Consider the following 24,360-nt stretch of genomic DNA (forward strand, 5'->3'; position numbering starts at 1 on the left):
GTACTCCAACGACGCGATCGCCGACCGCCGGACAGACCTGATTGTTCAGAAGCACGAAATACTGCCTGAAGCGTGTCCGCCCACCTGAGCGAACGATCGCGTCGCATGTTTCCCTGCATAACCTTTAGTCGCACGAATTGAACAGGGTGGGGAGAACGACGTTCCTCAACGTGCGCCTCAAAGGTGACGCTAAGGCTCGCTTTCCACCTGGAACAGACCTGTACGATGTCCGCTTACGGCGCGTCCGTCGAATGTCCGTTATCGGGCAGCAGGCTAAAGGCTGAACCCGACCCATAGCAGCCCCTCAGCGCGTCTGCTTCTGGCGATGCGCGCCGCCCCTCACCGACGCGAACTCGGTCGTATGGGCGAGCGTCGAGGCTAGGCTCAGGACCCATTGATATGATGCGCTCGATCTGATTCAGGCTCTGCGAGGAGTCTGGATATGAGCGACCTTTATTGGATGACGGACGATCAGATGCAGCGGCTGCGGCCGCACTTTCCCAGGAGCCACGGCAAGCCCAGGGGCCATGATCGCCGGGTGCTGAGCGGGATCATCTTCGTCAATCGCAACGGGCTTCGTTGGCGTGACGCGCCACCGGTCTATGGGCCCCACAAGACCCTGTACAATCGCTGGAAGCGGTGGAGTGAGGCGGGCGTCTTCATCCGGATGATGCAGGGCCTGTCCGGTGACAAGGCCGAGCGCCGCACGGTAATGATCGACGCGACCTATCTCAAAGCGCACCGCACGGCTTCGAGCCTGGGTGTAAAAAAGGGGGTCTCGGGCGGCTGATCGGACGCACCAAGGGCGGCATGAACACCAAGCTGCACGCTGTGACCGACGCCAACGGACGCCCGATCAGCCTGTTCATGACAGCAGGCCAGGTCAGCGATTACATCGGTGCCGCCGCCCTGTTGGACAGCCTGCCCAGGGCGCAATGGCTGCTGGGCGACCGGGGCTATGACGCGGACTGGTTCAGGGAGGCCTTGCAGGCCAAGGGCATCACGCACTGCATCCCCGGTCGGAAATCCCGGACCGAGCCTATCCGTTACGACAAGCGCCGGTACAAAAGCCGAAACCGCATAGAGATCATGTTCGGCAGGCTCAAAGACTGGCGGCGCGTCGCCACCCGCTACGATCGATGCCCGACCGTCTTCCTGTCCGCCATCGCCCTCGCGGCGACCGTGCTCTTCTGGCTATGAGTCCTGAGCCTAGCCAAGCCGCCAACCTGTGTGGAGAACCGGCGCCACCTCATAACCCTTCACCGCCTCCGCCGAAGGCTTCCGCTTGGGCGGACGCGGTTGCATGAGTTCGGCAAGGTAAAGTGGCTTTCGACTGGCGCGCCTAACGACACAACACCCCGGCTCCGAGCTGACCGTCTATCGGCCAACAGGCGTCGGCGGGTTGGGAGAGGTCGCGGGCAGCGTGCCACACGCCGCCATCGCCGCGACCAGCGCAGCCAACATAAATCCCTTGATCCACTTGCGCGCCATCTGGGTCTCCCTGCGGTCTCTCGGATCTCGGTTGGTCACCGGCCAGGCCTGCAAATCTTCAAGGCGTTGAGAGATGAAAGGTTCAAATCCAAGCCAAATAATATCGTGGCGGGAGCTCGTCAAAATCGTGGTGAGGTAAGCGGCGCTGTTTGGAACGGGCGCGGTTGCTAAGTCTTCTGCCAATAACGCGGTTCACCTGAACGCGTCGGCTGAACCCAAAAATCTCAGCCTCAACGCGAATATGCGACAGGAGCTGTGACGAATGCTTTCAGCAAATGCGATGCTTAGCCGACGATACACATTGCGCGCCATGTCGGCCGCGCTGGTCGGACTGGGGGCGGCCAGTTGCGCCGTCAATCCCCTCCCGGAGTTGATTCCCCAAGGCCTGGGCATCGCCCTGACCCCCCAACCCCTGACCGACCCAGCGGTGTTCAACTTCGCTCTAAACCTCGAATACCTGGAGGCTGAATACTATCTGCGCGGCGTCACCGGCTTGGGACTCGCCGACGCCGACATCGGCCCTGTACCAAAAGCCGTCACCGGCGGGCGAAGAGTGGCCTTCCAGACCCCGGCCATCGAAGAGTTCATGGCCGAGATCGCCGCGGACGAGCGCGCTCATGTGCAGTTCCTGCGTCGGGCCATCGCCAGTACGCCTCTGGTGCAATCCAGTCGCCCCGCCATCGACCTGGAGGCCTCGTTCAGGGCTGCGGGCGAAGCGGCAGGCTTGGGACCGAACTTCGATCCGTTCGCCGACGAGGACTCGTTCCTGCTAGGCGCCTTCATCTTCGAGGACGTCGGAGTTACCGCCTACAACGGGGCCGTCAAGCTGATCGCCCAGCCTGTTCTGCTGGAAGCGGCGGCGGGCATCCTGGCGGTCGAGGCCTATCACGCCGGTCTGATCCGGGCGCAGCTCTATTCCAAGGGCGAGGATCTGATCGCCAAGGCGGACAAGATCTCGGCCGCCCGCGACATGCTGGACGGCCCCGTCCCCACCGAGGAGGCGCCCTCGGCGAGCGGCGGCGTCATCATCGCGCCGTGCGACCAAAACGGGCAGGCGTTCAAGCGCACGCCGCAACAGGTGATGAACATCGCCTTCCTCGAGCCCCGCGCCAACATGGATCGCGGCGGCTTCTTCCCCGAAGGCATCAATGGCGTCGTGAGGCACACATGAGTATCGCAGTCCTGGACAAAGCGTCCCCCGCCGCCTCGCCGAGCCCAAGCCGGCGCAACATGTTCGCCGGGGCTGCGTCGGTCGCAGCCTCAGTCGCGGCTGTCTCAGCCTTGGGCTCGACCGCCCAAGCGCAGGCGTCGCGCACCGCCGGTCACAAGCCTCGCGGCCTGACCGACGCCGACATTTTCAACTTCGCCCTGAATCTAGAGTTCCTGGAAACTGAATACTACTTGCGAGGCCTGACCGGCCAAGGCTTGTCACAGTCCGATACCGGGTCGGCCTCGGGCGAGGTCATGGGCGGCCGAAAGGTCCAGTTCCGCACGCCGATGGTGGAGCGGTTCATGCAGAATATCGGCCGCAACGAGGCCCGCCACGTTCGGTTTCTCCGATCGACACTCGAGTCCTCGGCCATCGCTCGCCCCCGCATCGACTTCACGGCGGGCTTTGCCGGCGTGGCGCAGGCGGCTGGTCTTGGGGCGGACTTCGACCCCTTCGCCGACGAGGTCAGCTTCATGCTGGGATCGTATCTGTTCGAGGACGTCGGCGTTACGGCCTACAAGGGGGCTGCGCCCTTCATCCAGAACAAGGACTATCTCCAGGCCGCCGCCGGCATCCACGCCATGGAGGCTTACCATGTTGGGGTGGTCCGCAGCAGCCTCTACCGCCTCGGCCCGGACGTCCGCGATAAGGCCCGCAAGATCTCGGACCTGCGCGACTTGGTCGATGGGCCGTTAGACCTCGATCAGCCCATCGAACTGGATGGTCGGGCGAACATCGTGCCGACGGACTCAGGCGGCGTAACGTTCAGTCGGACGCCGCAAGAAGTGCTGAACATCGTCTATGGTCAGGCCGGCGCCGGGATCATGAGCGGTGGATTTTTCCCCGACGGCGTGAACGGCAATGTGCAGGTAACCTGATCGGTACCCTGCAGGCTTGGTGAAACCGTCGCAGGCCCACGTTCAGGCCTGCGACGGCATTCGTCCCTCAACCACCCCAGCGTCCACATCAAATACCCAACAAGCGGGTGCTGCGACCTTTGACTGTGGATCGGCGTTCAACGCGGGACCCTACTGACCTCGAACTAACTCATTAAGTGAGCGCAATTTTTGGGGACGGTGCGGAGCCCCGAGAACGCCGATCAACTTGCGCGCAAACGTGCCGTTCTTGTGCTGGTTCAGCTACTTAAGGCTCGTTCGATGGGCTCCAACTGCGACGCCGATCCACACCCTCGACATCAAACAGCCAATGGCTGATCCTTTCGAATAGGGTGTCGGCCTCCTTCACCCGTCCCCGCATCTGCAGGACCGCGTGGAGTGCGCCCTCTAAACACTCTTCGTGCAACCTTGCGCCAGCAGCCAAAAGTTGGCACCCGTAGGTCTGGCCCTCATCCCGCAATGGATCGGCAGAACAGGTCACCAGAAGAATAGGTTCCCCAATCGACGGTGCTAGCTGCAGCAAAGGCGAGGCTTCAGGGTTTAGCCGATCCGCACTTCTGTTGAGGTAGACGTCGATTTGGCGTTCCAAATCGTCTTGCTCGATGATCCGTCCATTCTCGGTCTGGCGAGAGTGATAAGGGGCGTCCTGGCGGAGGTCGACATTCGGAAATAGCAGGATTTGACCTGCCAAGGGGATCTGGGCGTCCCGGGCCCTTACCGCGAGCGCGGTTGCCAGGGTCCCGCCGATGCTGTCGCCTGAAACGACCAAGCGATCGGCGTCGAGAGCCCATTCTTTTCCATGCTTCACAAGCCAACGCAGAGCGACCTCGCTGTCGTCCAACTGCGCCGGGAACGGGGCCTCAGGAGCCAAACGGTAGTCGGGGGCTGCAACCGCCCACCCGGTCGTCTTCGCTAAGGCCCTTAGCGCTGCGTCATGCGCGTCGAGAGAACCTGCAATTCCGCCGCCGCCGCGGATGTGAAGGAGCACCGGCAAATAACCGGGCGACGGGCGGTAGATCCGGATGGGAAGAGGCCCATTTGGACTGTCCGCAAAGACATGGCGAACCTCATGCAGGCGTTCCGCAACGCCGCTGAAGCGCGCGAGTGCTGCCGTTTGACTGCGAAAACTGGCGAGCCAAACTTCGTCCGCGGCTGACGCGTCGGCGGCCGGCTTCCAACCAGCCAAGTCATCAAGGACACCCTGTGCCGATGGGGAAATGAGGGATGGGGTCTTGCTCGCCATGGATGACCAAGTCAGGCGAGCGTTCGCGGTTCCCAGGAACTCCGGGCGCTCCGGCGGTTTCTCTTGCCTCTCCCCGAAATATTGAGGCCTGCTATGAAGCTGAACATCCAGGGCAAGATTGCCCTCGTCACCGGTGCAGACAGCGGGATCGGAAAAGAGACCGCACGACTTCTTCTCGAAGAAGGTGTGCGGGTGGCGATCAGTGACAAGCCACATGGCGACCTGGCGCAAACGCTGAAAGAACTGAGCGCGCTTGGTGAGATCATCGCCGTCGAGGCGGATGTGATCAAGATCGACGACGTGAAAGCGCTCCACGTGCAGGTCCGCGAGCGGCTAGGTGCCCCGGACATTCTGGTCAACGCTGCTGGCGTAACCGGAGCGACGGGCGACTTTCTTCAGGTGGACGATGAAGGCTGGCTCGACACGCTAAACATCAATCTGATGGGAGCCGTGCGCAACGCCCGCGAAGCCATTCCCGCGATGCGCGAGAAGAAATGGGGTCGTATCGTGCTCATTGGGTCCGAGGACGGCGTCCAGCCTTATGTAGACGAGCTAGCCTACTGTGCGTCGAAAGCCGCCATCATCAACTTCGCCAAGGGTCTGTCCAAGGCTTACGGCTGCGACAACGTTTTGGTGAACACCGTCTCCCCCGCCTTCATCGCCACACCCATGACCGACAAGATGATGCAGAAGCGCGCGGACGAAAAGGATATGACTTTCGAAGAGGCCGTCGACACCTTCCTTGAGGAGGAGCGTCCCGGAATGGTTTTGAAGCGACGCGGTAAACCCGAAGAGGTCGCCGCGATGATTGTCTTCCTCTGCTCAGAGCGGGCCAGTTTCATAAACGGCGCAAACATGCGCGTCGACTCCGGGTCGGTGATGACCACCTGACCGACGGACGTCATGCGCTGTTATGTGCTTTCGATCCGATGCCGGATGTCCATCAGACTGTGCCCGCGGAGGGGCATCGACACTTTGCGTCGCGCGCATACACGCGCTGTCGGTGCCCCAACGCGAGTGTGTTGTCCTTACTCATTGGTCTCCGCTAGACCCGCCTCAGGAGCGGCGGCAGCCCCGGGTGTCACAGGAGCTAACTCGGCGGCCTGAGATTTCGGCGGACCGGCGTCTACGATACCCCCGTTTTCGATCTCATTGATCGAAACGATCCCTTCGTCATCCTCCGCCAAGGCGATGGCTGCGTCTCCGGCTTGGACGTCCGTGGGCGACTGCACTCTAACTTCGCGGGTGACGCCCTCGGAGGATTCAAGGGTCACGGAATAGGTTTTCAAGCTCATATGATTTGAACCGGCCGAACGCCGCGAGGTTCCGCACCTGCGGCATGTCGATCGGACAAGGCGACCGTCAATCTCTGGCGGTCGTCAAGCGATCCCAGCGCCGCCCGTCACGCCGTAAATCTCTCCGGTCGTGAAACTGGCTTCTTGTGAGGCCAACAAGACGTAGACCGGGGCGATCTCGACTGGCTGGCCGGGCCGACCGAAGGCACTCTGCTCGCCGAACGTCATGACCTTCTCCGGCGGCTGGCCGCCGCTCGCCTGGAGCGCCGTCCAGAACGGACCCGGAGCCACGACATTGGCACGCACACCTTTTTCAATCAGCTGTTTGGCAAGCGCCTTGGTGTAGGCGACGATCCCGGCCTTGGTGGTCGCGTAATCCAGAAGGTTGGCCGACGGATCATAGGCCTGCACCGAGGCTGTCGTGATCACCGCCGACCCCGGTTTCAAATGCGGCACGGCGGCCTGGGTGATCCAGTGCATGGCGTAGAGGTTGGTCTTCATCGTGACGTCGAAATCCTTCGAAGTCACCTCGGCGATCGAGTCACGCGCCTGCTGGTGGCCAGCGTTGATGACCAAAATGTCGAGACCGCCCAAGCCCGCGACCGCAGCGGCGACGAGTTGCTTGCACCAGTTTTCGTCGGTGATGTCGCCGGGAAGCGCGACCGCCGTGCGGCCTTCAGCCTCAATCAACGCGATGACATCCTGCGCATCGGTCATTTCGCCCGGCAGATAGGCTATGGCGACGTCGGCACCCTCTCGGGCATAGGCGATCGCGGCCGCACGGCCGATGCCTGAATCTCCACCTGTGACCAGCGCCTTGCGGCCGGCCAGCCTGCCTGACCCCTTGTAGCTGGTCTCGCCGTGATCGGGCTGGGGATCCATTTTTGCGGCCAGGCCAGGGACCGGTTGCGGCTGCTTTGGGAACGGCGGCTTGGCGTATTGTTCGCGCGGGTCCTGCATCGTCAGGCGGTCGGTCATCGAAAATCCTGTGGCTGATACAAATCGCACACGGCGGGCGATTGATTGTCCGCCTCAACGCGTCGTGCGGGCCGACGTTTCCACCGGCCGGATTTTCTTTGAAGTGAAGCGAGGAGTGGTTTTGTGCGTTGTTGGTTTCCGCCAGCTTGGCTTGCGCGAAACCGGAGCCAGACTTGAGCGACGCCCCCTTCATGACGGAAGTCACCCAGCCCATTCTGATTAAGGATGGCGCCTTGTTTCTTGCGACCTGTCCCAACGGCGGAATACCGAGTGGTAGCGATGCCGGCGTCGGCCTGTTTCACCGCGATACCCGTTTCCTAAGCCGGTACGAGCTGACCTTGGGCGGACGGGAGCCTCTGGTGCTGATGTCGAGCGCGGCGCGGGGCTCCAAGGCGGCCCACGACCTGACCAACGACCGGATCGTCCAGACGGACGGTAAGTGGATGGAGCCTCAGTGCTTCGCCCTTCGACTAGACCGAAGGGTCGCGGGCGAAAGCCTATGCCTCGCCGATCGGATCACGATCCGCAATTTCGCTTTGGAGCCGATCCGGTTCGAACTGGCGCTGACAATCGACGCCCTGTTCGAGGACATCTTTGAGCTTCGAGGCGCAGAGGCGAAGGCCAGAGGCCCGTTGCGCGCCGTCGAGACGCAGGACAACGGACTGACCTTTCGCTATCTCGGGGCCGACGAGGTCGAGCGGTGCCTCACGGTCGTCCTCGATCGCGCCGCCCAAATCGCGGCGCGAGGCAGCGCCCGCCAAATCGCTTTCGATCTGGAGATCGGCCCGCAGCAGACGGAAGCGCTCGAGATCCGCTTCTCCGTCGTAGAGGTCGACGCGCCTGCGCGAGCGAAGCCACCGATTCCTGCCGTCTATGACGGCGTTTCAGTCGCCAGCAACAACGTCCTCTTCGAACGGCTGCTCGACAGGTCGTTCAAGGATTTAAGGATGCTGCTGACCGAGCTGGAGGAGCCGTTCATCGCCGGCGGCCTGCCTTGGTTCGTCGCGCCTTTCGGGCGGGACAGTCTCATCGCGGCTTTGCAGAGCCTGCCGTTTGATCCCCGACCGGCCGAAGGTGTGCTGCGCCTGTTCGCTCGCCACCAGGGTAAGAAGATCGTTGCTGAGACCGGCGAAGAACCTGGAAAAATGCCGCACGAGCTCCGCGTCGGAGCCATGGCCAATCTGAGAGAAGTCCCGCACCGACCGAGCTACCTGTCGATCGACGCGACGCCCCTGTTCCTGATCCTGGTCGGACGCCATGCGCAGTGGTCGGGATCAGACGACCTGTTCGACGAACTCCGGACCAGCATCGATGCGGCGCTCGCCTGGATGGCGGCTCGCAGCGCCGCCGACGAGAACGGCTATCTGACCTATGATCGTCAGAACGAAGACGGCGTGATCCATCAGGGATGGAAGGATTCGATGACCGGCGTGCCGCGCGCTGACGGCAGTCCTTCGCAAGGGCCGGTCGCGCTCAGCGAAGTCCAGGGTTACGTCTGGCAAGCGCAACGCCTGATGGCCGATGCGTTTCGGCGGGCAGGCGAAGACGGTGCCGCCGCCGACTTGGAGACCTCAGCCGCCGCTCTGCGCGAAGGGTTCAACCGGGATTTCTGGATGGAGGCCGAGGGGTGTTTCGCTCTCGGTCTTGAGGCCGGCGGGCGTCAACTAGCCGTCGTAGGCTCCAACGCGGGTCAGGTGCTGTGGTCAGGCATCGCCGACGACGACAAGGCCAGGCGTACGGCCGAGCGAATGATGCGTCCTGACATGAATGGGGGCTGGGGCATTCGTACCCTGTCGGCGGAGGCTGCGGCCTACAACCCGCTGAACTATCATCTGGGCAGCGTCTGGCCCTTCGATAACGCACTGATTGCGGCGGGCATGAAGAGACACGGCCTGACTGAAAACGCGATCTCCGTTTTCGACACAATGATCGATGTGTCGGAGCATTTCGCCATGGGACGTCTGCCCGAGTTCTTCATCGGATTCGACCGCGAGCCCGGCCTGTTTCCGGCAAGGTGTCCGTTCGCCGGGCCGTTGCAAGCCTGGTCGGCAGGTGCGGCGCCCTACCTCCTGACAGAACTGCTTGGCCTGCGCGTCGGTCCGTCGGGACCAATGATGGAAAGCCCTACTCTTCCGACTGGCGTCGATAGGCTCGAGATCCGCGGCTTGACCGTCGGCGATCGCAGGTTCGTATGTAGGGTGACGCGCGACGCAGGGGGCATCGTCTCCGGAACCGTCACCTCCGCCGATCGGGATTGCGCATGAGCCAAAAACCTCTCGCCGGTCAACGAGCCGTGGTCACCGGCGCCAGCTCGGGGATCGGCAAGGCCATCGCCCTGGCCTTCGCCGAAGCGGGGGCCGCTGTCGTGGTCAATCACCACAGCGACGCGGACGCAGGCAAGGCCGTGACGGCAGAGATTCTCGAAAAGGAGGGCCGCGCGGTCTCGGTCAAGGCAGACGTCTCGAAGCCAAAAGACGTGCAGCGTCTTTTCGATGCGGCGGACGCCCATTTCGGCGGGGTGGATATCCTGGTCGCCAACGCCGGTGCTCAGGCAGATGCGCCCTTCCTGGAGATGAGGCTGGAGGACTGGCGCAAGGTGATCGATCTCGATCTGACCGGAGCCTTCCTCTGCGCTCAGGAGGCAGCGAAGCGCTTCCGGCGTCAGGGGCTGGAGCCCAATCGGTCCAAGGCGCTCGGCAAGGTGCTGTTCGTCACCTCGGTGCACCAGCGCATACCCTGGGCTGGTCACGCCAACTATGCGGCAGCCAAAGGCGGAGTGCGCATGCTGATGGAGACGATGGCGCAGGAGATCGCCGACCAGAAAATCCGCGTCAACGCCATCGCCCCCGGAGCGATCAAGACCTCAATCAACAAAGCCGCCTGGGACACGCCGGCGGCGGCGCGCAAACTGCTGAAACTGATCCCCTACGGCCGGATCGGAGAGGTCGACGACGTGGCACAGTGCGCGGTATGGCTGGCCTCGGACGCGGCCGACTATGTGGTTGGGACCACGCTCTTCGTCGACGGCGGCATGAGCCTTTATCCGGACTTCCGCGAGGGCGGGTGAGTTCAGTTTTTTTGCTTATCCGCCAAGTCGCGCAGCGCCGTTCTCAAGCTCTCTTCCATCGTCGGATGGTAGAAAGGCATATCGAGCACGTCCCTAGCAGTCATCTTAAGCTGGACCGCCCAAGAGAGCAGATGTGCGAGATGCTCGACGTCCGGTCCAAACAGTTCGCCGCCGAGTAGCACGCCGTCCTTCGCCTCGGCATAGACGCGCAGCACCCCCGACGGCCTGGCGTCGACCCGCGCCCTTCCGACATCATCGCTGCATCCGACATTCCAGCCCTTGGCCGCATCTTCGTCCCAGCCCGGTCCTATGCTGGCGATGTCCGGATCGGAATAGACAACGGCCATGCTCGGCATTGACTTCCGCTTCTCCAGCTTCGGTGCGTGCGCGGCGTTGCGACCGGCCAGCTCGCCCTGCAGGGAAGCCTCGTGCAGGACAGGCCGGTCGTCGTTCGCGTCGCCCGCGATGAAGATGTTCAACCCGCCGCAGCGGAGAGTGTCGGGATCGAACACGGGCACGCCGTCCTCGTCGCAGTCCAGGCCCGCGAGGTTCAGGTTCAGACCTTCGACGGCGGCTTTCCGCCCCGTCGCGTCGAGCACATAGTCAAATGTCCCGCGCCGCGCCTTGCCGCCGGACTCCAACCATTGGAGCAGGATGTCGCCGTCTGGCTTGCGCTTCGCCTCGACCTTCACGCCCAGTTCGAAGACAAGCTCCCGCTTCATCTGATCGGCCACGACCTCGGCGACGACGGGATCCCTGACCGCCCCGATCGTGTCGCCCTCGTCGAAGACTGTCGTCTTCACACCCAACCGGCCAAAGGCCAGGGCCAGCTCCAAACCGAGTGGACCAGCCCCGATTACCGCCAACGCGCGCGGTAGTGTTTCCAGATCGAAGACCGTCTCATGAGTGACGATCCTCTCCTGGCAGGTCTCGGCCAGTTCCCTGGGGACGACCGGTCGCGCGCCGGTGGCGATCACGATGGCCCGGGCCGTGACGATCGTATGATCGTCGAGCGTCAAGGTGTCGGGACTAGAAAACCGCGCCCGACCCCGCAGCCTGTCGGACGGCGGGATGGCGGCGACCTCCTCCAGCACAGCTCCCACGAAGTGATCGCGTTCGCGCCGCACCCGGGCCATGACCGCCTTGCCGTCGATCGCAATGTCCACGACGCGGACGCCGAACGTCGTCGCCGCCCTGGTGTCTCGTGCTGAACGCGCGGCTGCCAGAAGGAGCTTGGACGGCATGCAGCCATATCTCGCGCAGGTCGTGCCGCCGGGCCCGGCCTCGATCAGCAGGACCTTTGCGCCCGTGGCTTTGGCCGCATGATAGGCGGAGAGCCCGGCCGAACCGGAGCCGATGATCGCGACATCGCAGGCAGCGGGTTTTAGCAACTGCTCGCCTCAGACCGGAGCCGCGCCGATCTGCTTAAGGACGCCCAGCTCGTCCGAAGAGCCCCAGCGCTCGACCATCTTGCCGTCCTCGAACCGGCCGATCTGCATCCCCCGGATCTCGATCGGCTTGCCGGTGGCGGGAACGCCCAGGAAGTCACCTTGGTGCGTGCCGGTCAGTGTGTAGGCGAAAGCGACCTTGTCACCCTCGCTGACCATGGTCTGGGGCTCCACCTTCATGTCGGGAAAGGCCGCCCGCATGCCAGTGAAGAACGTCTTGAACCCTTCAGGGCCGGAACCCTGTTCTGGGGACGGGTCATTATCGACGCAGCCTTCGGCCACGACTTCCGGAAATGCGTCGAGCGCACCGGTGTTGACGATCTCGCCGAAGCGTTTGGTGGCGGCGATTGCGGCGTCGGACATGGAGATTCCTTAGAAGTGGGTCGAGTCCCCTAACCGCCAGCCACCTGATCGGTTGCGATCGGCTCGGCCTCGCTCCGAGACGATCGCACTCCCGCGAGCGTCCGAGGCACCCCACTCACAGATATGTGGATCGGCGTCGAAATCGGACCCCATCGAGTGGCAGCCTAAGTGGTTGAATTCGCCACATAACAATACGTTCGCGCGCATGCTGTCAGGCGTCTGTCGGGACCCAGTCTCGCCCCGCAATATTCAGCTCATTCAATATGTTATTTCATACCGGCTGGGGTCCCGCCTTCAACGCCGATCAACAGGCTGACATATGGCTGCTGGTGTTAGCCGCTGCCCTGGTCTGCCTCGGCGTGGCGCGCTGGATAGGATACCCCATGCCAACTTCGCCTGGCCGTGCCGGTTGCCTCGATTGTGACGCTCGCCATCAAGCTTCAGTGAAGCCGGCGTGAAGGCGGTCTAGCACTGTCAGCTTAACTCCTCCGCTTGCAGACAAAGCAGGCCCAGCATCATTCAGGTGGCCATCGTCGCCTCGTTCCGATCGTCATTGGCCGCGCTTCGTCGCGATTAGAGCGGGGCACGGCCTGTTCCGGGGCCTCGACCTTCTCCACCATGCGGTGTGACCAGCCAACGTTGCGCCGGTCCTGTCGGCTCGAATGGGTCGAGTGGCCTAGCAAAACTTCACGGGACTTTCTCCCGGTGCCCGCCATATGAGCGAACAGGCGCGAAGGTCCGCTAAAGGTCGAAAAGCGACCTGGGCCCTTGGGCGCAAAGCGGACCTGGCTCGCCGACACAGCAGCGCACTTGGCCAAAATCAGGTTCGGTGACCGGACAAGGAGCAGCGGCGACCGCAGGCCAAAAGACCCACTTCCCCGCGAGAGGTCTCAGTTTCCCGACCGACCTGGAAGGGGGGCTGGATTGGTCGGCCGGGAAACAAGCCTAAGCTCTCGCTCAAGCTCAGCCAGAGCGCAGCCGGGTATCCGTTGTTCCCCGTCCATCTAATGAAACTTCTCTCCTGCCAGGCCTGAGAGCTGGAAAGCCGAGCGTCTATCCCGCACCGTCATCACCGAGGTGTCATTGGGGTCGATGTCAGTCTTACCTCGCGCGCCGATAGCGGACATCGAAAACGTCTTGTGGAACGCACATTATCTGTCCAGGTAGCACCGTCCTAAACGGCTACCGCAACATTTAGTGTGCCCCGCCCAAAAGTGGCCGTCCCAGAAATCCGAAAGGGGTCGAAAATGACCTATCAGAAAAGGCAGGGAGCCGCCGTGGCGGGAAGCTCTCTGTTGTCGCAGCTTGGGAAGCTCCAACGGGTTCGAGACAGCCTTCAGATGCGGGGGCCTAGTAGCCCTCGTCGACATCCGGGCGGAGTGTAGACCTGCGCATTTGTGCCCCAGCCAGCCGTAGAGCCTCGATTTGACGCTCGGCTGTCTGATCCAGAGTGGCGATCAATCGGACCCCGATTTCATCGCCCCGTTGCCAAACGACAATCGCAACATGTTGAGAACCTGAAGGCTGGATCTCAATTTTGATCCGGCCCGACATCTTGCTTTGATGACGCACGCGAAGACGTGCGCCGTCCCCATGCAAATCTCTGACAACTCCGTCGAAGACCTCCCCCCACAGACCGTGCGTAATCTGGCAACGCAGAATACACCGTTCCCGTCCAACCGAACGGCGGTCAGGGTGGGGCTGCGCGGCGTTCGATCCCATCTTCTTCATCTGCTCAACCTGCCGACAAAGTTCTTCGAAACCATTGAGGGCCAGTTCGCCGCTTACCGTCGGGCGACTTCAATTTCCGAAACGGGTCGCACCCAGCGGTTGGCTATCGGCCGCAATCCAAACATTGGCGTTGCCGCTCCAAACCGGACCCGTCGAAGGGCTGTTCTGGGTGGAGAGCGGGCGTAGGCTCAGTCGGCTAAGCTGATGGAGAGAACTGCGCCGATCACGAGCATCCGAAGCCCGACGCCATATCGGAGCGCCTCAGTCGTGAGTTTGTTGAGGCAGTGCGTGGCGACGAAGGTTCCACCAAAAGACGAAAGTGTGCCCGCCAGCACCAACCAGCCCTAACACTCGGCCAAATCCAGCCCCGTCATGAAGAATGAGGTGGCTTAGTTTGTCAGGCGGGGCAGTCGGGGTAGCACCGAGCACGGTGTATCGAACGGTGCCGGGCGGACGGGGGGGGCCAGAACCTGACTGGTCTGAAATCCGCATTGTGAGCAGAACTCACACGCGCACCCCTCGCAAGCGAGAACGGCTTTGTGCTAAGCAAACATCGTTCGAAGGGTCACAGAAATGATAAAGCTTATCGTTCAAGCATGGGATTTCATCTTCAATCACAAGGTGAGCCCTCTGCGTCACATCGAAGACGTGGCCATCAGGCACTACATCCTCCAGGCGTTGGGCTTCATGTGGGCGGTGAGCTTTTCAATCGCGATCGGCAGCTACACGACTGCTTTCGCAAACATTATCGGCCACGCCGTGTTGATTGGCGCGGCTGCCATCACGGTCGCCACCTACACGGCTGCGAAGGTAAAGCCGTCCGTGTTCAAGGGTTCTGGGCGTCGGCCGGATGGCGAGCACGAATGAGCCTCTGCCTCAACCAAAGGTTGGAACTTGGGTTAAGCGACGAGGGGCGCGAGGTGCGACCGTTCGCCGAGCCGCTCCGGACTTAACGCCGTCAAATCGGCCTGACTGTCCAACATCTGCTTCGGCGCGAGGCAACTACGGATCGTTCATAACATGTTCCACTAATAACGCAGCAGTGCCCCATCGATGATCGGACGCTGCCAATGTCTCGGATGGGTCGACATCAGTGGAAGGGATCGGGCCGAACATCGGACATTCTCGACGGTGGGCGAGGGTTGGACAACCGCCTGGACACCACTCCGATACACCGCCTCGAAGCCCCGCCTCCGGCAGTGTTTGCGGGTATAGCGCAGGTCGGAATTGTGGACGCGCCCACCGGAAGGCGCCGCAGCTCAGAAGAGTTGGAAACATCCGCTTCGCCCAGACTGGGAAGGGGTTGGGTCGGCCGACTATCGCAGCCGCTGCTGGCCCTCCAAACCCATGCTGGCGTTGGGTTTGACCCTTCTGCTTGACTAGATTTCGTAATGCGGGGGTCAGGTGTTCGAGTCACCTAAGCGGCACCACATCTTCCCGTAGGACATGGAGCCGGCCTGAGGCGGACGTGCCTTCCGGCTGGGCAGTCCGTGAGTCTGAGCTGGGATGGCGTTGGGCGCAGCGCTGGGCCCCGAAGGGGATGCCGGCTGCCTGATGACGTCCGCTTTCTCGCCGCCAGACCGCGACCGATCTCGACCCGCTGCGGACATTTGCGTGGACGGGTCAAACGGCCGCCTTGGCTGATCACTGTCCTTACTTGAGGCTGCAGTTGGGCGGGCAGATTAGTCGCGTACGATTGGATGCATGGCTCTCAACTCGAGGCGACGCGGAAAGGGTCGTTCGGCGAGGCATTGAAGAATAGAGACCGTTCGGTGCCGCCGCGTGTCAGACTGCCGGTTGGCGCAACGGACACCCCTATCGTGCGTTCGAGCAACCTAGACCGCAGACTGTCTGTGGATAGCCGATCGAGCCGTGACCGCTCGCCGAGCGAGCGGGCCCAACATGGCTGGATTAACAAGACGCGAGATGTACGCACGACGTCGTGAGTTCAATGATCTCGCCCCTCTCACTCCGGCCCAGAGCGGATTGCAACATGCTTTGCTGTTGACCGGGGCCGGCGACAAGAACGCGTTTGGTACAGTTTATACGCTGACGTTCTCAAAACTTTCTGCCACTTGCATCCGAATCTGCGGGGATCGAGATGCAGCAGAAGACGTAACGAGCGAGGTCTACGCCACGGTCTGGAAACGCGCTTCTCAGTTTGATCCAGAGCGGGGAAGTTCCATCGCATGGCTATCGGCTATCGCGCGGAACCGTTCTCTAGACTGGAGGCGTTCGCAGCGCCCGATGACCAACGACGAACTTGACCAGATTGAAGATGATGCGCCCAGTGCGCTCGATGCCGTGATCAAGCAACAGCAGTGGCAGCGGGTCTTGAAAGAGCTCGCCCAACTGAGTGCCCGCGAGCGTGAACATCTTCACGCGGCTTTTGTAGACGGCGAATCGTATGTTGCTATTGCCAGGAGAGACGGCATCCCGCTGGGCACTATGAAGTACTGGATGCGTCGTGCGCTCATGAAGGTTCGGTCCGCAGTCGAAGAACAGGCGCTCGGCTACAGAGCCTGACGGACAGTGCGGCACCCAGTGGCTTGTTCGGCAGAAGATCGCCGCCCCCTTCTTCGACCTCTACCGTTTGGAACATCGCCGGCCGACCCGGGTTCTTTCAGCGAACGGCCTTTAAGCCACAAGGAACTCTCATGAAAATCGCTCGTATGGCTGCTCTGGCCGCCTCCGTGGGTCTGGCCGCGACACTGGCCGCCTGCGGGTCGATGGGCGGCATGATGATGGGCGATAGCGAAGCTCAAGCTATGGCTGGAATGAGCGGCGCGCCCGACGCTGACATGCAGCGGGTGCTCGACGCTCTGGCCGCGCTCGGAGCACGGCCGATCGAGTCCCTGAGCGTCGCACAGGCTCGCACACAGCCGTCGCCAGATCAGGCGGTGATGCGGGTCAAGACCGACATGGGCATGTCCACGGCCGCCGATGCAAGCGTGACCACGCAAAACCTGATGTATCCCGCCGGAGCCGGCCAGCAGCCGGCTCGCATCTACAAACCCGCGAACGCCACGGGCACGGACCTCCCGGTCGTGGTCTACTTCCACGGCGGCGGCTGGGTTATCGCCGACCTCGACGTCTATGACGCCACGCCGCGCGCAATGGCCAAGGCGCTAAACGCGATCGTGGTCTCGGTCGAATATCGCAAAGGCCCGGAGAACAAGTTCCCCGCCGCTCACGACGATGCCAACGCCGCGTGGCGATGGGTGGTTCAGAACGCCGCCTCCTGGGGTGGAAATCCCGATAACATCGCGGTCGCCGGTGAAAGCGCTGGGGGCAATCTGGCCCTGAATGTCGCGATCTCTGCGCGAGACGCAGGCTGGACTCAGCCAGAGGCGATCCTGGCAGTCTATCCCATCGCCAACGCCGATCCGATGCTGGCTTCGAAAATGGCGAACACCGAAAGCCTGCCGCTGCGCACCGCCACCCTGACGTGGTTCGGCCAATATGCCTTGCGCGGTCCGGCCGATCAGCAGGATCCCCGCTTCAACCTCGTCGCCGCCAATCTGCGTGGCCTCGCTCCCGTCACCATCGTCAACGCCGACATCGACCCTCTGCGCGACGACGGCGCGACGCTTGAAACCGCGCTGCGCTCAGCCGGGGTTCGGGTCGAACGCCGGAGCTGGGAAGGCTCGGTGCACGAGTTCTTCTCAATGGCCGACGTCGTGCGTGACGCCAGGGAGGCCCAGGACTGGTCGTTTGGTCGCCTACGGATGGCCCTTCGCTGAGAGCCTGGCGAACACACTCCGTCCCTGCAAACTAGATTCAGCGTCGTCGTTCGACGGGTGTTGTCAGGATGAGATTCGCAGCTTCTAGTCAGGCCTATTTCAGGGACACCGATCGGGCAAAAAAAGAAGAAATTCAGCAGAGGGTGGTCGATGAACAGACCTGCCCGACTCGCCGCTTGGGCATAGTATTCAACCGACGGCACCAAGTGTGGCTTTAACTTGACAACACCTCTGCACCGGCCGGTTCGGCTGCGGGAAAACAACCGCGTCGAGAACTCCCACCTCCCGATCCGACGACGAGAACGGCAACAGCAGCGGTTCAAATCGCAGTCTTCAGCACAGAGATTCCTCACCACCCACGCGGAGATCTACAACACCTTCAACACCCAGCGTCATTTGATCGACAGATCCAACCCTTCGCCGCTATCGCGCCGAAGCCGATGCCGGATGGGCGACTGCGGTCGCCTGATTCCGGCAGGGTAGGACGCTCCTCGACCCGGCGCGGTTATCCTGACAACGCCTCCTCACGTGCCCGTTCTCATCTCGTCGCCCGATTGCCATATGATTGACTAGGACCGCCTAGAATCTTCGTGACAATCCGGCAAAAAGGGCGATGTCATCAGCTGCGTCTGTGACGCCCAAGTTAACACCTGCATCCAATTGGATGCTGTCGGTCAAGGCGTAGGTGACGCCGGCGTCGAAGGTGACCACCCACGTGGCACCGCCCTCGGAACTACGTTCCGTAAATACTTCGGCGTAAATTGCAACGCGGTCGGTCAGGGCAAAACCGACGGTCGCCAAGTTCACGAACGATGGCGATAGGCCGCTGCCGTCCGCATCCTCCAGCATGTCGATCTCGGTCATCAGCCCGATGCCGACGCGATCGGACACTGCGATCGCGAGGGGGACGATCAGCCCGAACTCCACCGCATCATTGCCTAGGCCGTTTGTGTTAGTCGGCGTCTTGACGAACGGCATCAGAGCCAAAGCCGTTCGGCCGCCATCATTGCCCCACAGATTGTGTTTCAACCGAACGGTGACGTCACCGAACCCCTCGGCCGTCGATCGCGTCCCGGACACCCGGTCGATCACCGTCCGGCGGATGTAGGAATCGATCACGATCTGCAGATCGGTGCTGTTGGTTAGCCCCACCTTCAGGTTGATCGGGCTGAGGTTCAGAGTTTCAGTTCGGAGGTCGGTGTCTTCATCCCGGTCGGTCGTGAAGGTCGCGAAATCCATCTCGAACTGGAAATGTCCGGCATCGACCGTATAGGCGCTTTCAGTCTTGTCAGGCCGGTCGGTGGACAGCTCGCGCATCAGCTCGTGCGGGGTCGGGTTGGTCAGGGTGTATCGGGACTTGTCGGGCTCCTGCGCCATGACGGTGGACGACGCGACCATTGAGACCGCGAATACGAAGCCCCTAGACCATTGAATATAAGGCAAAATAGTAGAGATACGCATCACGCGGTCACCTCGACAGATGGGTGCGCAAGCGAAGATGGCGCGAACGCTCGCACCGAGAGGTGAGGCCCCGATCAACAATCTCCAAACAAATTTTCAGCCTCGACTAAAATATTTAGCATCAGGCAACTTTTGTGCGAGTTGGACGTATTCCACCGTTAGGCAAGCGTAGGGGAGACGACCTTGATCTCGGAAATCCGGCCCCAAATCACCCAGAGCCGCAGGGGCGTTCTTGCGCTCGCAGGCGGCGCATTCGCGTTGGCCGGAATGTCGGCCTGCTCGGCGCCAGATAGCGCCGGAGCGGGGGGCGGCTTCAAGGCGGTGACGACCTTCACCATCCTCGCCGACATGGCCCGCAACGTGGCCGGCGACCGGATCACGGTCGAGTCCATCACCCGCGCCGGGGCCGAGATTCACAACTATCAGCCCACGCCCGGCGACCTGCTGAAGGCCCAAGACGCCGACCTGATCCTTTGGAACGGCCTGAACCTGGAACTGTGGTTCGAGCAGTTCTTTGGCAATCTACGCGACGTGCCGGGCGTCACTCTGACCGACGGCTTGGAGCCGATGGGGATCGGCGAAGGCCCGTATAGCGGTCGGCCCAATCCCCATGCCTGGATGTCGCCGACCGCCGCCCAGGTCTATGTCGACAATATCGCCGGTGCCTTCACCCGCTACGACGCTCCGAATGCCGGGACCTACCAAGCCAATGCCGAGGCTTATAAGGCGCGGATCGCGGCCGTGGTCGCGCCCATCCGCCAGCGGCTGGCCGTCATTCCGCCGGAGCGTCGATGGCTGGTGACCAGCGAGGGCGCCTTCAGCTATCTGGCGCGCGATTTCGGGCTTCGTGAGGTCTATCTGTGGCCAATCAACGCCGATCAGCAGGGCACGCCGCAACAGGTGCGCAAAGTCATCGACATCGTCCGTGCCAATCGCATCCCGGCCGTGTTCAGCGAAAGCACCATCTCGGCCGACCCGGCCATACAGGTCGCGCGCGAGACCGGCGCGGCCTATGGTGGGGTGCTTTATGTCGACTCACTCAGTGAGGCGGATGGACCGGTGCCGACCTATCTGGACCTGCTGCGCGTGACCTCTGAAACGATCGCGACGGGGTTGTCGGCGTGAGGGATACGACAGACGCCGCCGGCCTGGATATCCGCTCCGCGACGGTGACCTACCGGAACGGCCACACGGCGCTGTCAGACGCATCTTTCGTCGTGCCGGCCGGCAGCATCACCGCCTTGGTCGGCGTCAACGGCAGCGGCAAGTCGACCCTGTTCAAGGCCATCATGGGGTTCGTGCCGGTCACGGGCGGAACGGTTTCGGTGTTGGGCCTGGCGGTCAAGGCGGCGCTAAAGAAGAGCCTGGTCGCCTATGTGCCCCAAAGCGAGGATGTCGACTGGAACTTCCCCGTCCTGGTCGAGGACGTGGTGTTGATGGGCCGCTATGGCCGGATGAACTGGCTGCGGATGACCACGGCCGCCGACCGCGCGGCCGTCGATGTGGCGTTGGAGCGGGTCGGCATGAGCGATTACCGCAAACGCCAGATCGGCGAACTGTCGGGCGGCCAGAAGAAGCGGGTCTTCCTGGCCCGCGCCCTGGCCCAGGACGGACGGGTCATCCTGCTGGACGAGCCGTTCACCGGCGTGGACGTCAAGACCGAGGACGCCATCACCGATCTGTTGCGGGGTCTGCGCGACGAGGGCCGGGTGCTGCTGGTTTCGACACACAATCTGGGGACGGTGCCGGAGTTCTGCGACCACGCCGTCCTGCTCAACCGGACCGTAATTGCCGCGGGCCCGACCGAAGAGGTTTTCACCCAGGCCAATCTGGAAAAGGCGTTCGGCGGGGTGTTGCGCCACGTCATCCTGGGCGACGCGGCGTTGGGTTCCGGGCGTCGGGCAATCGGGGTGCTGACCGACGACGAAAGACCGTTCATCGTCTATGGCAAGCCAGGGTCAGTCGGTTCCGAGCGCACCCCCGAGCCGAGCCCGGAAACGGTCCCGTGATCGCGACCCTGATCGAGCCGTTCGGCTATGGCTATATGATCAACGCCATGTTCGTCAGTGCCTTGGTCGGGGGCGTCTGCGCCTTCTTGTCGGCCTATCTGATGCTGAAGGGATGGTCGCTGATGGGAGACGCGCTGTCGCATTCGATAGTGCCGGGCGTGGCCGGCGCTTACATGCTTGGGCTGCCGTTTTCGCTGGGGGCCTTTCTGGCCGGTGGGCTGGCGTCCGCGACCATGCTGTTCCTGAACCAGCGCACCAAGCTCAAAGAGGACGCAATCATCGGCCTGATTTTCACGGCCTTCTTCGGCCTGGGGCTGTTCATGGTGTCGCTGTCTCCGACGGCGGTGAACATCCAGACGATCGTGTTGGGCAATATCTTGGCGGTGACCCGGGCCGACACGATCCAGCTGGTTATTATCGCGGGCTTGTCCCTAACCATCCTACTGGCCAAATGGAAGGATCTGATGGTCGCTTTTTTTGACGAGAACCACGCTCGCTCCGTCGGCCTGAACCCGACGGTCCTCAAAGGACTGTTTTTTGTCCTGCTTAGCGCCTGCACCGTGGCCGCGCTCCAGACCGTTGGGGCCTTTCTTGTCATCGCCATGGTCGTGACGCCGGGAGCGACGGCCTATCTACTGACCGACCGCTTTCCGCGGCTGATCATGATCGCCGTCGCTGTCGGGGCGACCTGCAGCTTCGTCGGGGCATACCTAAGCTATTACCTGGACGGGGCGACGGGCGGGGTGATCGTCGTGTTGCAGACCCTGGTTTTCGCCACCGCCTTTCTGTTCGCCCCCAAGCACGGCCTGCTGGCCGCCCGTCGCAGACGACAAGCCGCTCATACCGCAGGTGTCGCGTCATGATCGAGATGCTGACGGGCCCGTTCCAGTTTCCGTTTATGCAGAACGCCTTCGCCATTGCCGTGCTGACGGCAGTGCCGACGGCGCTGCTGTCGTGTTTCTTGGTGCTAAAGGGGTGGTCGCTTATGGGCGACGCCGTTTCGCACTCTGTGCTGCCCGGCGTGGTGCTGGCCTATGTGGCGGGAGTGCCGTTCGTGGTCGGCGCCTTTGTGGCCGGCATGATCTGCGCCCTCCTTACCGGCTGGCTAAAGGAGAACAGCCGGATCAAGGAGGACACGGTTCTTGGGGTCGTGTTCTCGGGCATGTTCGGTCTGGGGCTGGTCCTCTATACGGCAATCGAAACCGACGTTCACCTGGATCACATTCTATTCGGCAATATGCTGGGCGTGGGCGTTTCCGACCTGATCTTGAGTGGGATGATTGCCGTTCTCGTGGTCGTCGTCATCGGCCTGCGCTGGCGCGACCTGATGCTGTACGCCTTCGATCCGCAGCAGGCCGGAGCCTTGGGCCTGCCGGTGCGCTGGCTGCACTATGGACTGCTGTGCCTGCTGTCGCTCGCGATCGTCGGGGCGATGACGGCAACCGGCATTATCCTGACCATCGCCATGCTGATCGCACCGGGCGCGATCGCGTTTCTGGTCACGCGTCAGTTTCTGCCGATGATGATAGTCGCGGTCGTCATCGCCGTCGTCGCGTCGCTCGCCGGTGTCTATTTAAGTTTTTTCCTCGACAGCGCCCCGGCGCCGACGGTCGTGATGATCCTGAGTGCCATCTTCATCGTGGCTTTCAGCATGACGCAAATTTCCAAAGCGCGAGGTGATCTGAAATCACTGCGCAAGCGGGCTCGGTTAGAACTAGTCCAGTAATCTAACTTTGGCCGAGGACGAGTTGACGCCCCCCAACTGCTCCAACAGCAGCTCTCCGAGCTGACAGCTGACAGCTGACAGCTGGGTGCTGTCAGTCCAACGCTAAGTCGTCTCCACCGACGGGAGTCCGGGCAGGGGAGGCGATGCCTATGCGGCAAGCGTCTGCCACTCAGCCAGGGCGGTTGAGCGTTGGGCTTTTTATGTCTTTCTGCTGATAGGGTGGCGGTGCTGATTGAAGTGGTTGTGGAATGCGGCGTGGACCGAGCTGAACTTCTGCAGCGTCTTCATTTGTCTAAACTGTTGATCGGCGTTGAAGGCCGGACCCCACCCCATATGAGGTAACACATTGAATGAGCTCAATATCTCGGGGCGAGACGGGGTCCCGACAGACGCCTGTCAGCACACGCGCCAACGTAATATTATATAGTGAATCCAACCATCTAGGCTGCCTTTCGATGGGGTCCGATTTCGACGCCGATCCACATATGAGGGGGGCTCATCCCGTGCCGGAACCCACCAATGATCACAGCAGCCCTGCTGGCCACCGCGCTCTTGTTCGGAGGCATGATCCTTTATTCCTTTGGCTTTGCGGCCTTCATCTTCACGGCCCTTCCGCCTGAGACAGCGGGCCCGACAATTCGCCAAGCCTTTCCGCACTTCTACCTGTTTGTCATGGGGACTGCGACGCTGGCCGCTATCCTCACATGGCCATTGTCATTGCCTCTTTCGCCTGCCTTGGCGACTATCGCTGTAACGGTCTTGCCAACGCGCCAAATGTGGATGCCTGCCATCAATCGCGCGCCCGACGCGGGTGCCAAGTCGAAGTTCAAATGGCTTCACGGGCTGTCTGTGCTCGTCACCCTTGCTCACATCGGAATCGCAGGTTGGGTCCTGAGCCAAATGCTCGGCCTGGCTAGGGTGGTCCAAGGTTAAAACCACAGTTAATGACGTCAGTTGAATTCCAAGCCTAACAGGCGAATTCGTCAGGACGATCGACCGACCAGTCTCTGCTGAACTTCTTCGCTTCTTCGATCTCTCGGCCGTCCAGAACTGGGCCCGAGTAGAAGGTGCAGATCTTTTTTTGAAAACGCTGTTCGGAGTACCAGCGGCTCATTTCGAATGCTGCGGTCGGCGCGCGAAACCGAGGTGCGCAATTGGGCGCTGAGCGATCCCACATGCTCAGGGAGCGTCAAACTCAAATCGTTCGACGAGCGCCCAAGGCCCTCCGAGATAGCGCCAGAGCAGCAGGCCTTCGGCGAAGATGTGGAATGGCTCGAACTCCATTTGCAGGTGCTCGAGCAGCAGGCGGGCGTCACCCGGATCCGTCTTGTTCTGGATGGTGATGTGGGGCCGGAACGGGGCCTGATCCTGACGCGTAAGCCAGGGTGAGAAAGCTTCCGCCAGCTCTGCTCGCATTCGTTCGAGGTCAGGAGAGGCGAGCCGGTAGGCAACGCCATGACCCAGGGACCAAGGGCCTCGCACGTCCAGCTGAAGAGGGCGGCGGCGTTGGCACGCCGCCTTCAGCGTCTGCGCCACGGCGCGCTCATGTACACCCGGAAGAGCGTGAAAGAGTGTCAGATGCGCGGGGACCTTGTTGCGGTGCCGCGGGAAGTGCGACTGACGCAAGTCCTCAAACCAGGCGAACGCCCCGTCATCCATGGCGGCCGTGACGATCAGGGGAGGGTGTTCGTCGGACATC

General features: G+C 62.1%; 21 protein-coding genes and 1 pseudogene. 15 read left to right on the plus strand and 7 right to left on the minus strand.

From position 1 onward, the window contains the following. The first annotated feature begins 442 nt into the window (after positions 1 to 442). The 3 genes from ACP7AZ_RS09195 to ACP7AZ_RS09205 all read left to right on the plus strand — a co-directional run bounded on the left by ACP7AZ_RS09195 (position 443) and on the right by ACP7AZ_RS09205 (position 3,579). Positions 443 to 1,200 (plus strand): IS5 family transposase gene (locus tag ACP7AZ_RS09195; protein WP_426038236.1). Its coding sequence is split into 2 segments (ribosomal slippage): positions 443 to 761 and positions 761 to 1,200, totalling 759 coding nucleotides; the frame shifts between segments, so codons are not numbered across the junction. A gap of 571 nt (positions 1,201 to 1,771) precedes the next feature. Next, positions 1,772 to 2,662, plus strand: a complete 891-nt coding sequence (locus ACP7AZ_RS09200) for a ferritin-like domain-containing protein (RefSeq protein WP_426038238.1) — start codon at positions 1,772 to 1,774, stop codon at positions 2,660 to 2,662. After that, on the plus strand, positions 2,659 to 3,579 hold the full coding sequence (locus ACP7AZ_RS09205; protein ID WP_426038240.1) for a ferritin-like domain-containing protein: 921 nt from the start codon (positions 2,659 to 2,661) through the stop codon (positions 3,577 to 3,579). The genes ACP7AZ_RS09200 and ACP7AZ_RS09205 overlap by 4 nt, the downstream gene beginning before the upstream one ends. Positions 3,580 to 3,844: 265 nt before the next feature. Here ACP7AZ_RS09205 and ACP7AZ_RS09210 read toward each other — a convergent pair whose 3' ends face one another. Beyond that, positions 3,845 to 4,840 carry an alpha/beta hydrolase gene (locus ACP7AZ_RS09210; RefSeq protein ID WP_426038242.1) on the minus strand — a complete coding sequence of 332 codons (996 nt, stop codon included), beginning with the start codon at positions 4,838 to 4,840 and terminating at the stop codon, positions 3,845 to 3,847. Positions 4,841 to 4,933: 93 nt separating this feature from the next. On the opposite strand from ACP7AZ_RS09210, the gene ACP7AZ_RS09215 reads away from it, so the two are divergent. Further along, a complete protein-coding gene (locus ACP7AZ_RS09215) occupies positions 4,934 to 5,731 on the plus strand; it encodes an SDR family NAD(P)-dependent oxidoreductase (RefSeq protein ID WP_425989177.1) in 798 nt (265 codons plus the stop codon). Positions 5,732 to 6,219: 488 nt separating this feature from the next. Here the strand turns inward: ACP7AZ_RS09215 and ACP7AZ_RS09220 are convergent, their stop codons facing one another. Next, positions 6,220 to 7,113: an SDR family oxidoreductase gene (locus ACP7AZ_RS09220; protein WP_426038244.1), complete on the minus strand. Its 894-nt coding sequence runs from the start codon at positions 7,111 to 7,113 to the stop codon at positions 6,220 to 6,222. A 173-nt stretch (positions 7,114 to 7,286) separates the two neighbouring features. On the opposite strand from ACP7AZ_RS09220, the gene ACP7AZ_RS09225 reads away from it, so the two are divergent. Continuing rightward, the gene (locus ACP7AZ_RS09225; protein WP_426038246.1) at positions 7,287 to 9,377 is read left to right on the plus strand and encodes a glycogen debranching N-terminal domain-containing protein; all 2,091 of its coding nucleotides are present in this window, start codon (positions 7,287 to 7,289) and stop codon (positions 9,375 to 9,377) included. Next, positions 9,374 to 10,180, plus strand: a complete 807-nt coding sequence (locus ACP7AZ_RS09230) for a glucose 1-dehydrogenase (protein ID WP_426038248.1) — start codon at positions 9,374 to 9,376, stop codon at positions 10,178 to 10,180. Before ACP7AZ_RS09225 ends, ACP7AZ_RS09230 begins: the two co-directional genes overlap by 4 nt. Before the next feature lie 2 nt (positions 10,181 to 10,182). Here the strand turns inward: ACP7AZ_RS09230 and ACP7AZ_RS09235 are convergent, their stop codons facing one another. The 3 genes from ACP7AZ_RS09235 to ACP7AZ_RS09245 form a co-directional block, all read right to left on the minus strand. Beyond that, complete coding sequence (locus tag ACP7AZ_RS09235) at positions 10,183 to 11,571, minus strand: dihydrolipoyl dehydrogenase (RefSeq protein ID WP_426038250.1); 1,389 nt, start codon at positions 11,569 to 11,571, stop codon at positions 10,183 to 10,185. Positions 11,572 to 11,580: 9 nt separating this feature from the next. Next, entirely contained in the window at positions 11,581 to 11,991 is a 411-nt protein-coding gene (locus tag ACP7AZ_RS09240) for an ester cyclase (protein ID WP_426038252.1), read from the minus strand. 1,350 nt (positions 11,992 to 13,341) lie between these two features. Then, positions 13,342 to 13,722, minus strand: coding sequence for a PilZ domain-containing protein (locus ACP7AZ_RS09245; RefSeq protein ID WP_426038254.1), 381 nt, complete (start codon positions 13,720 to 13,722; stop codon positions 13,342 to 13,344). A gap of 573 nt (positions 13,723 to 14,295) precedes the next feature. On the opposite strand from ACP7AZ_RS09245, the gene ACP7AZ_RS09250 reads away from it, so the two are divergent. The 4 genes and pseudogenes from ACP7AZ_RS09250 to ACP7AZ_RS09265 form a co-directional block, all read left to right on the plus strand. Beyond that, positions 14,296 to 14,589 carry a hypothetical protein gene (locus ACP7AZ_RS09250; RefSeq protein ID WP_426038256.1) on the plus strand — a complete coding sequence of 98 codons (294 nt, stop codon included), beginning with the start codon at positions 14,296 to 14,298 and terminating at the stop codon, positions 14,587 to 14,589. Positions 14,590 to 15,648: 1,059 nt separating this feature from the next. Then, complete coding sequence (locus ACP7AZ_RS09255) at positions 15,649 to 16,248, plus strand: sigma-70 family RNA polymerase sigma factor (RefSeq protein ID WP_426038258.1); 600 nt, start codon at positions 15,649 to 15,651, stop codon at positions 16,246 to 16,248. Positions 16,249 to 16,379: 131 nt separating this feature from the next. Continuing rightward, positions 16,380 to 17,465 carry an alpha/beta hydrolase gene (locus ACP7AZ_RS09260; protein ID WP_426038260.1) on the plus strand — a complete coding sequence of 362 codons (1,086 nt, stop codon included), beginning with the start codon at positions 16,380 to 16,382 and terminating at the stop codon, positions 17,463 to 17,465. 252 nt (positions 17,466 to 17,717) lie between these two features. Continuing rightward, positions 17,718 to 17,934 (plus strand): annotated as a pseudogene (locus tag ACP7AZ_RS09265) (DDE-type integrase/transposase/recombinase); the annotation flags it as partial. 110 nt (positions 17,935 to 18,044) lie between these two features. Here the strand turns inward: ACP7AZ_RS09265 and ACP7AZ_RS09270 are convergent. Further along, positions 18,045 to 18,926: a transporter gene (locus ACP7AZ_RS09270; RefSeq protein ID WP_426038262.1), complete on the minus strand. Its 882-nt coding sequence runs from the start codon at positions 18,924 to 18,926 to the stop codon at positions 18,045 to 18,047. A 183-nt stretch (positions 18,927 to 19,109) separates the two neighbouring features. Between ACP7AZ_RS09270 and ACP7AZ_RS09275 the strand changes: the two genes are divergently transcribed. The 5 genes from ACP7AZ_RS09275 (at position 19,110) to ACP7AZ_RS09295 (ending at position 23,594) form a co-directional block, all read left to right on the plus strand. Continuing rightward, positions 19,110 to 20,051: a metal ABC transporter substrate-binding protein gene (locus ACP7AZ_RS09275; RefSeq protein ID WP_426038264.1), complete on the plus strand. Its 942-nt coding sequence runs from the start codon at positions 19,110 to 19,112 to the stop codon at positions 20,049 to 20,051. Next, positions 20,048 to 20,935, plus strand: a complete 888-nt coding sequence (locus ACP7AZ_RS09280; RefSeq protein ID WP_426038266.1) for a manganese/iron ABC transporter ATP-binding protein — start codon at positions 20,048 to 20,050, stop codon at positions 20,933 to 20,935. Before ACP7AZ_RS09275 ends, ACP7AZ_RS09280 begins: the two co-directional genes overlap by 4 nt. Next, positions 20,932 to 21,798: a metal ABC transporter permease gene (locus ACP7AZ_RS09285; RefSeq protein ID WP_426038268.1), complete on the plus strand. Its 867-nt coding sequence runs from the start codon at positions 20,932 to 20,934 to the stop codon at positions 21,796 to 21,798. The genes ACP7AZ_RS09280 and ACP7AZ_RS09285 overlap by 4 nt, the downstream gene beginning before the upstream one ends. Continuing rightward, entirely contained in the window at positions 21,795 to 22,661 is an 867-nt protein-coding gene (locus tag ACP7AZ_RS09290) for a metal ABC transporter permease (protein ID WP_426038270.1), read from the plus strand. The genes ACP7AZ_RS09285 and ACP7AZ_RS09290 overlap by 4 nt, the downstream gene beginning before the upstream one ends. Positions 22,662 to 23,180: 519 nt before the next feature. After that, a complete protein-coding gene (locus ACP7AZ_RS09295; protein ID WP_426038272.1) occupies positions 23,181 to 23,594 on the plus strand; it encodes a DUF4149 domain-containing protein in 414 nt (137 codons plus the stop codon). Between the two features lie 246 nt (positions 23,595 to 23,840). On the opposite strand, the gene ACP7AZ_RS09300 is transcribed toward ACP7AZ_RS09295, so the two are convergent. Next, positions 23,841 to 24,359, minus strand: coding sequence for a 2'-5' RNA ligase family protein (locus tag ACP7AZ_RS09300; RefSeq protein WP_426038274.1), 519 nt, complete (start codon positions 24,357 to 24,359; stop codon positions 23,841 to 23,843). Position 24,360: the final 1 nt, after the last annotated feature.

Source organism: Brevundimonas sp. DC300-4 (assembly GCF_049897365.1).
GTDB lineage: Bacteria > Pseudomonadota > Alphaproteobacteria > Caulobacterales > Caulobacteraceae > Brevundimonas.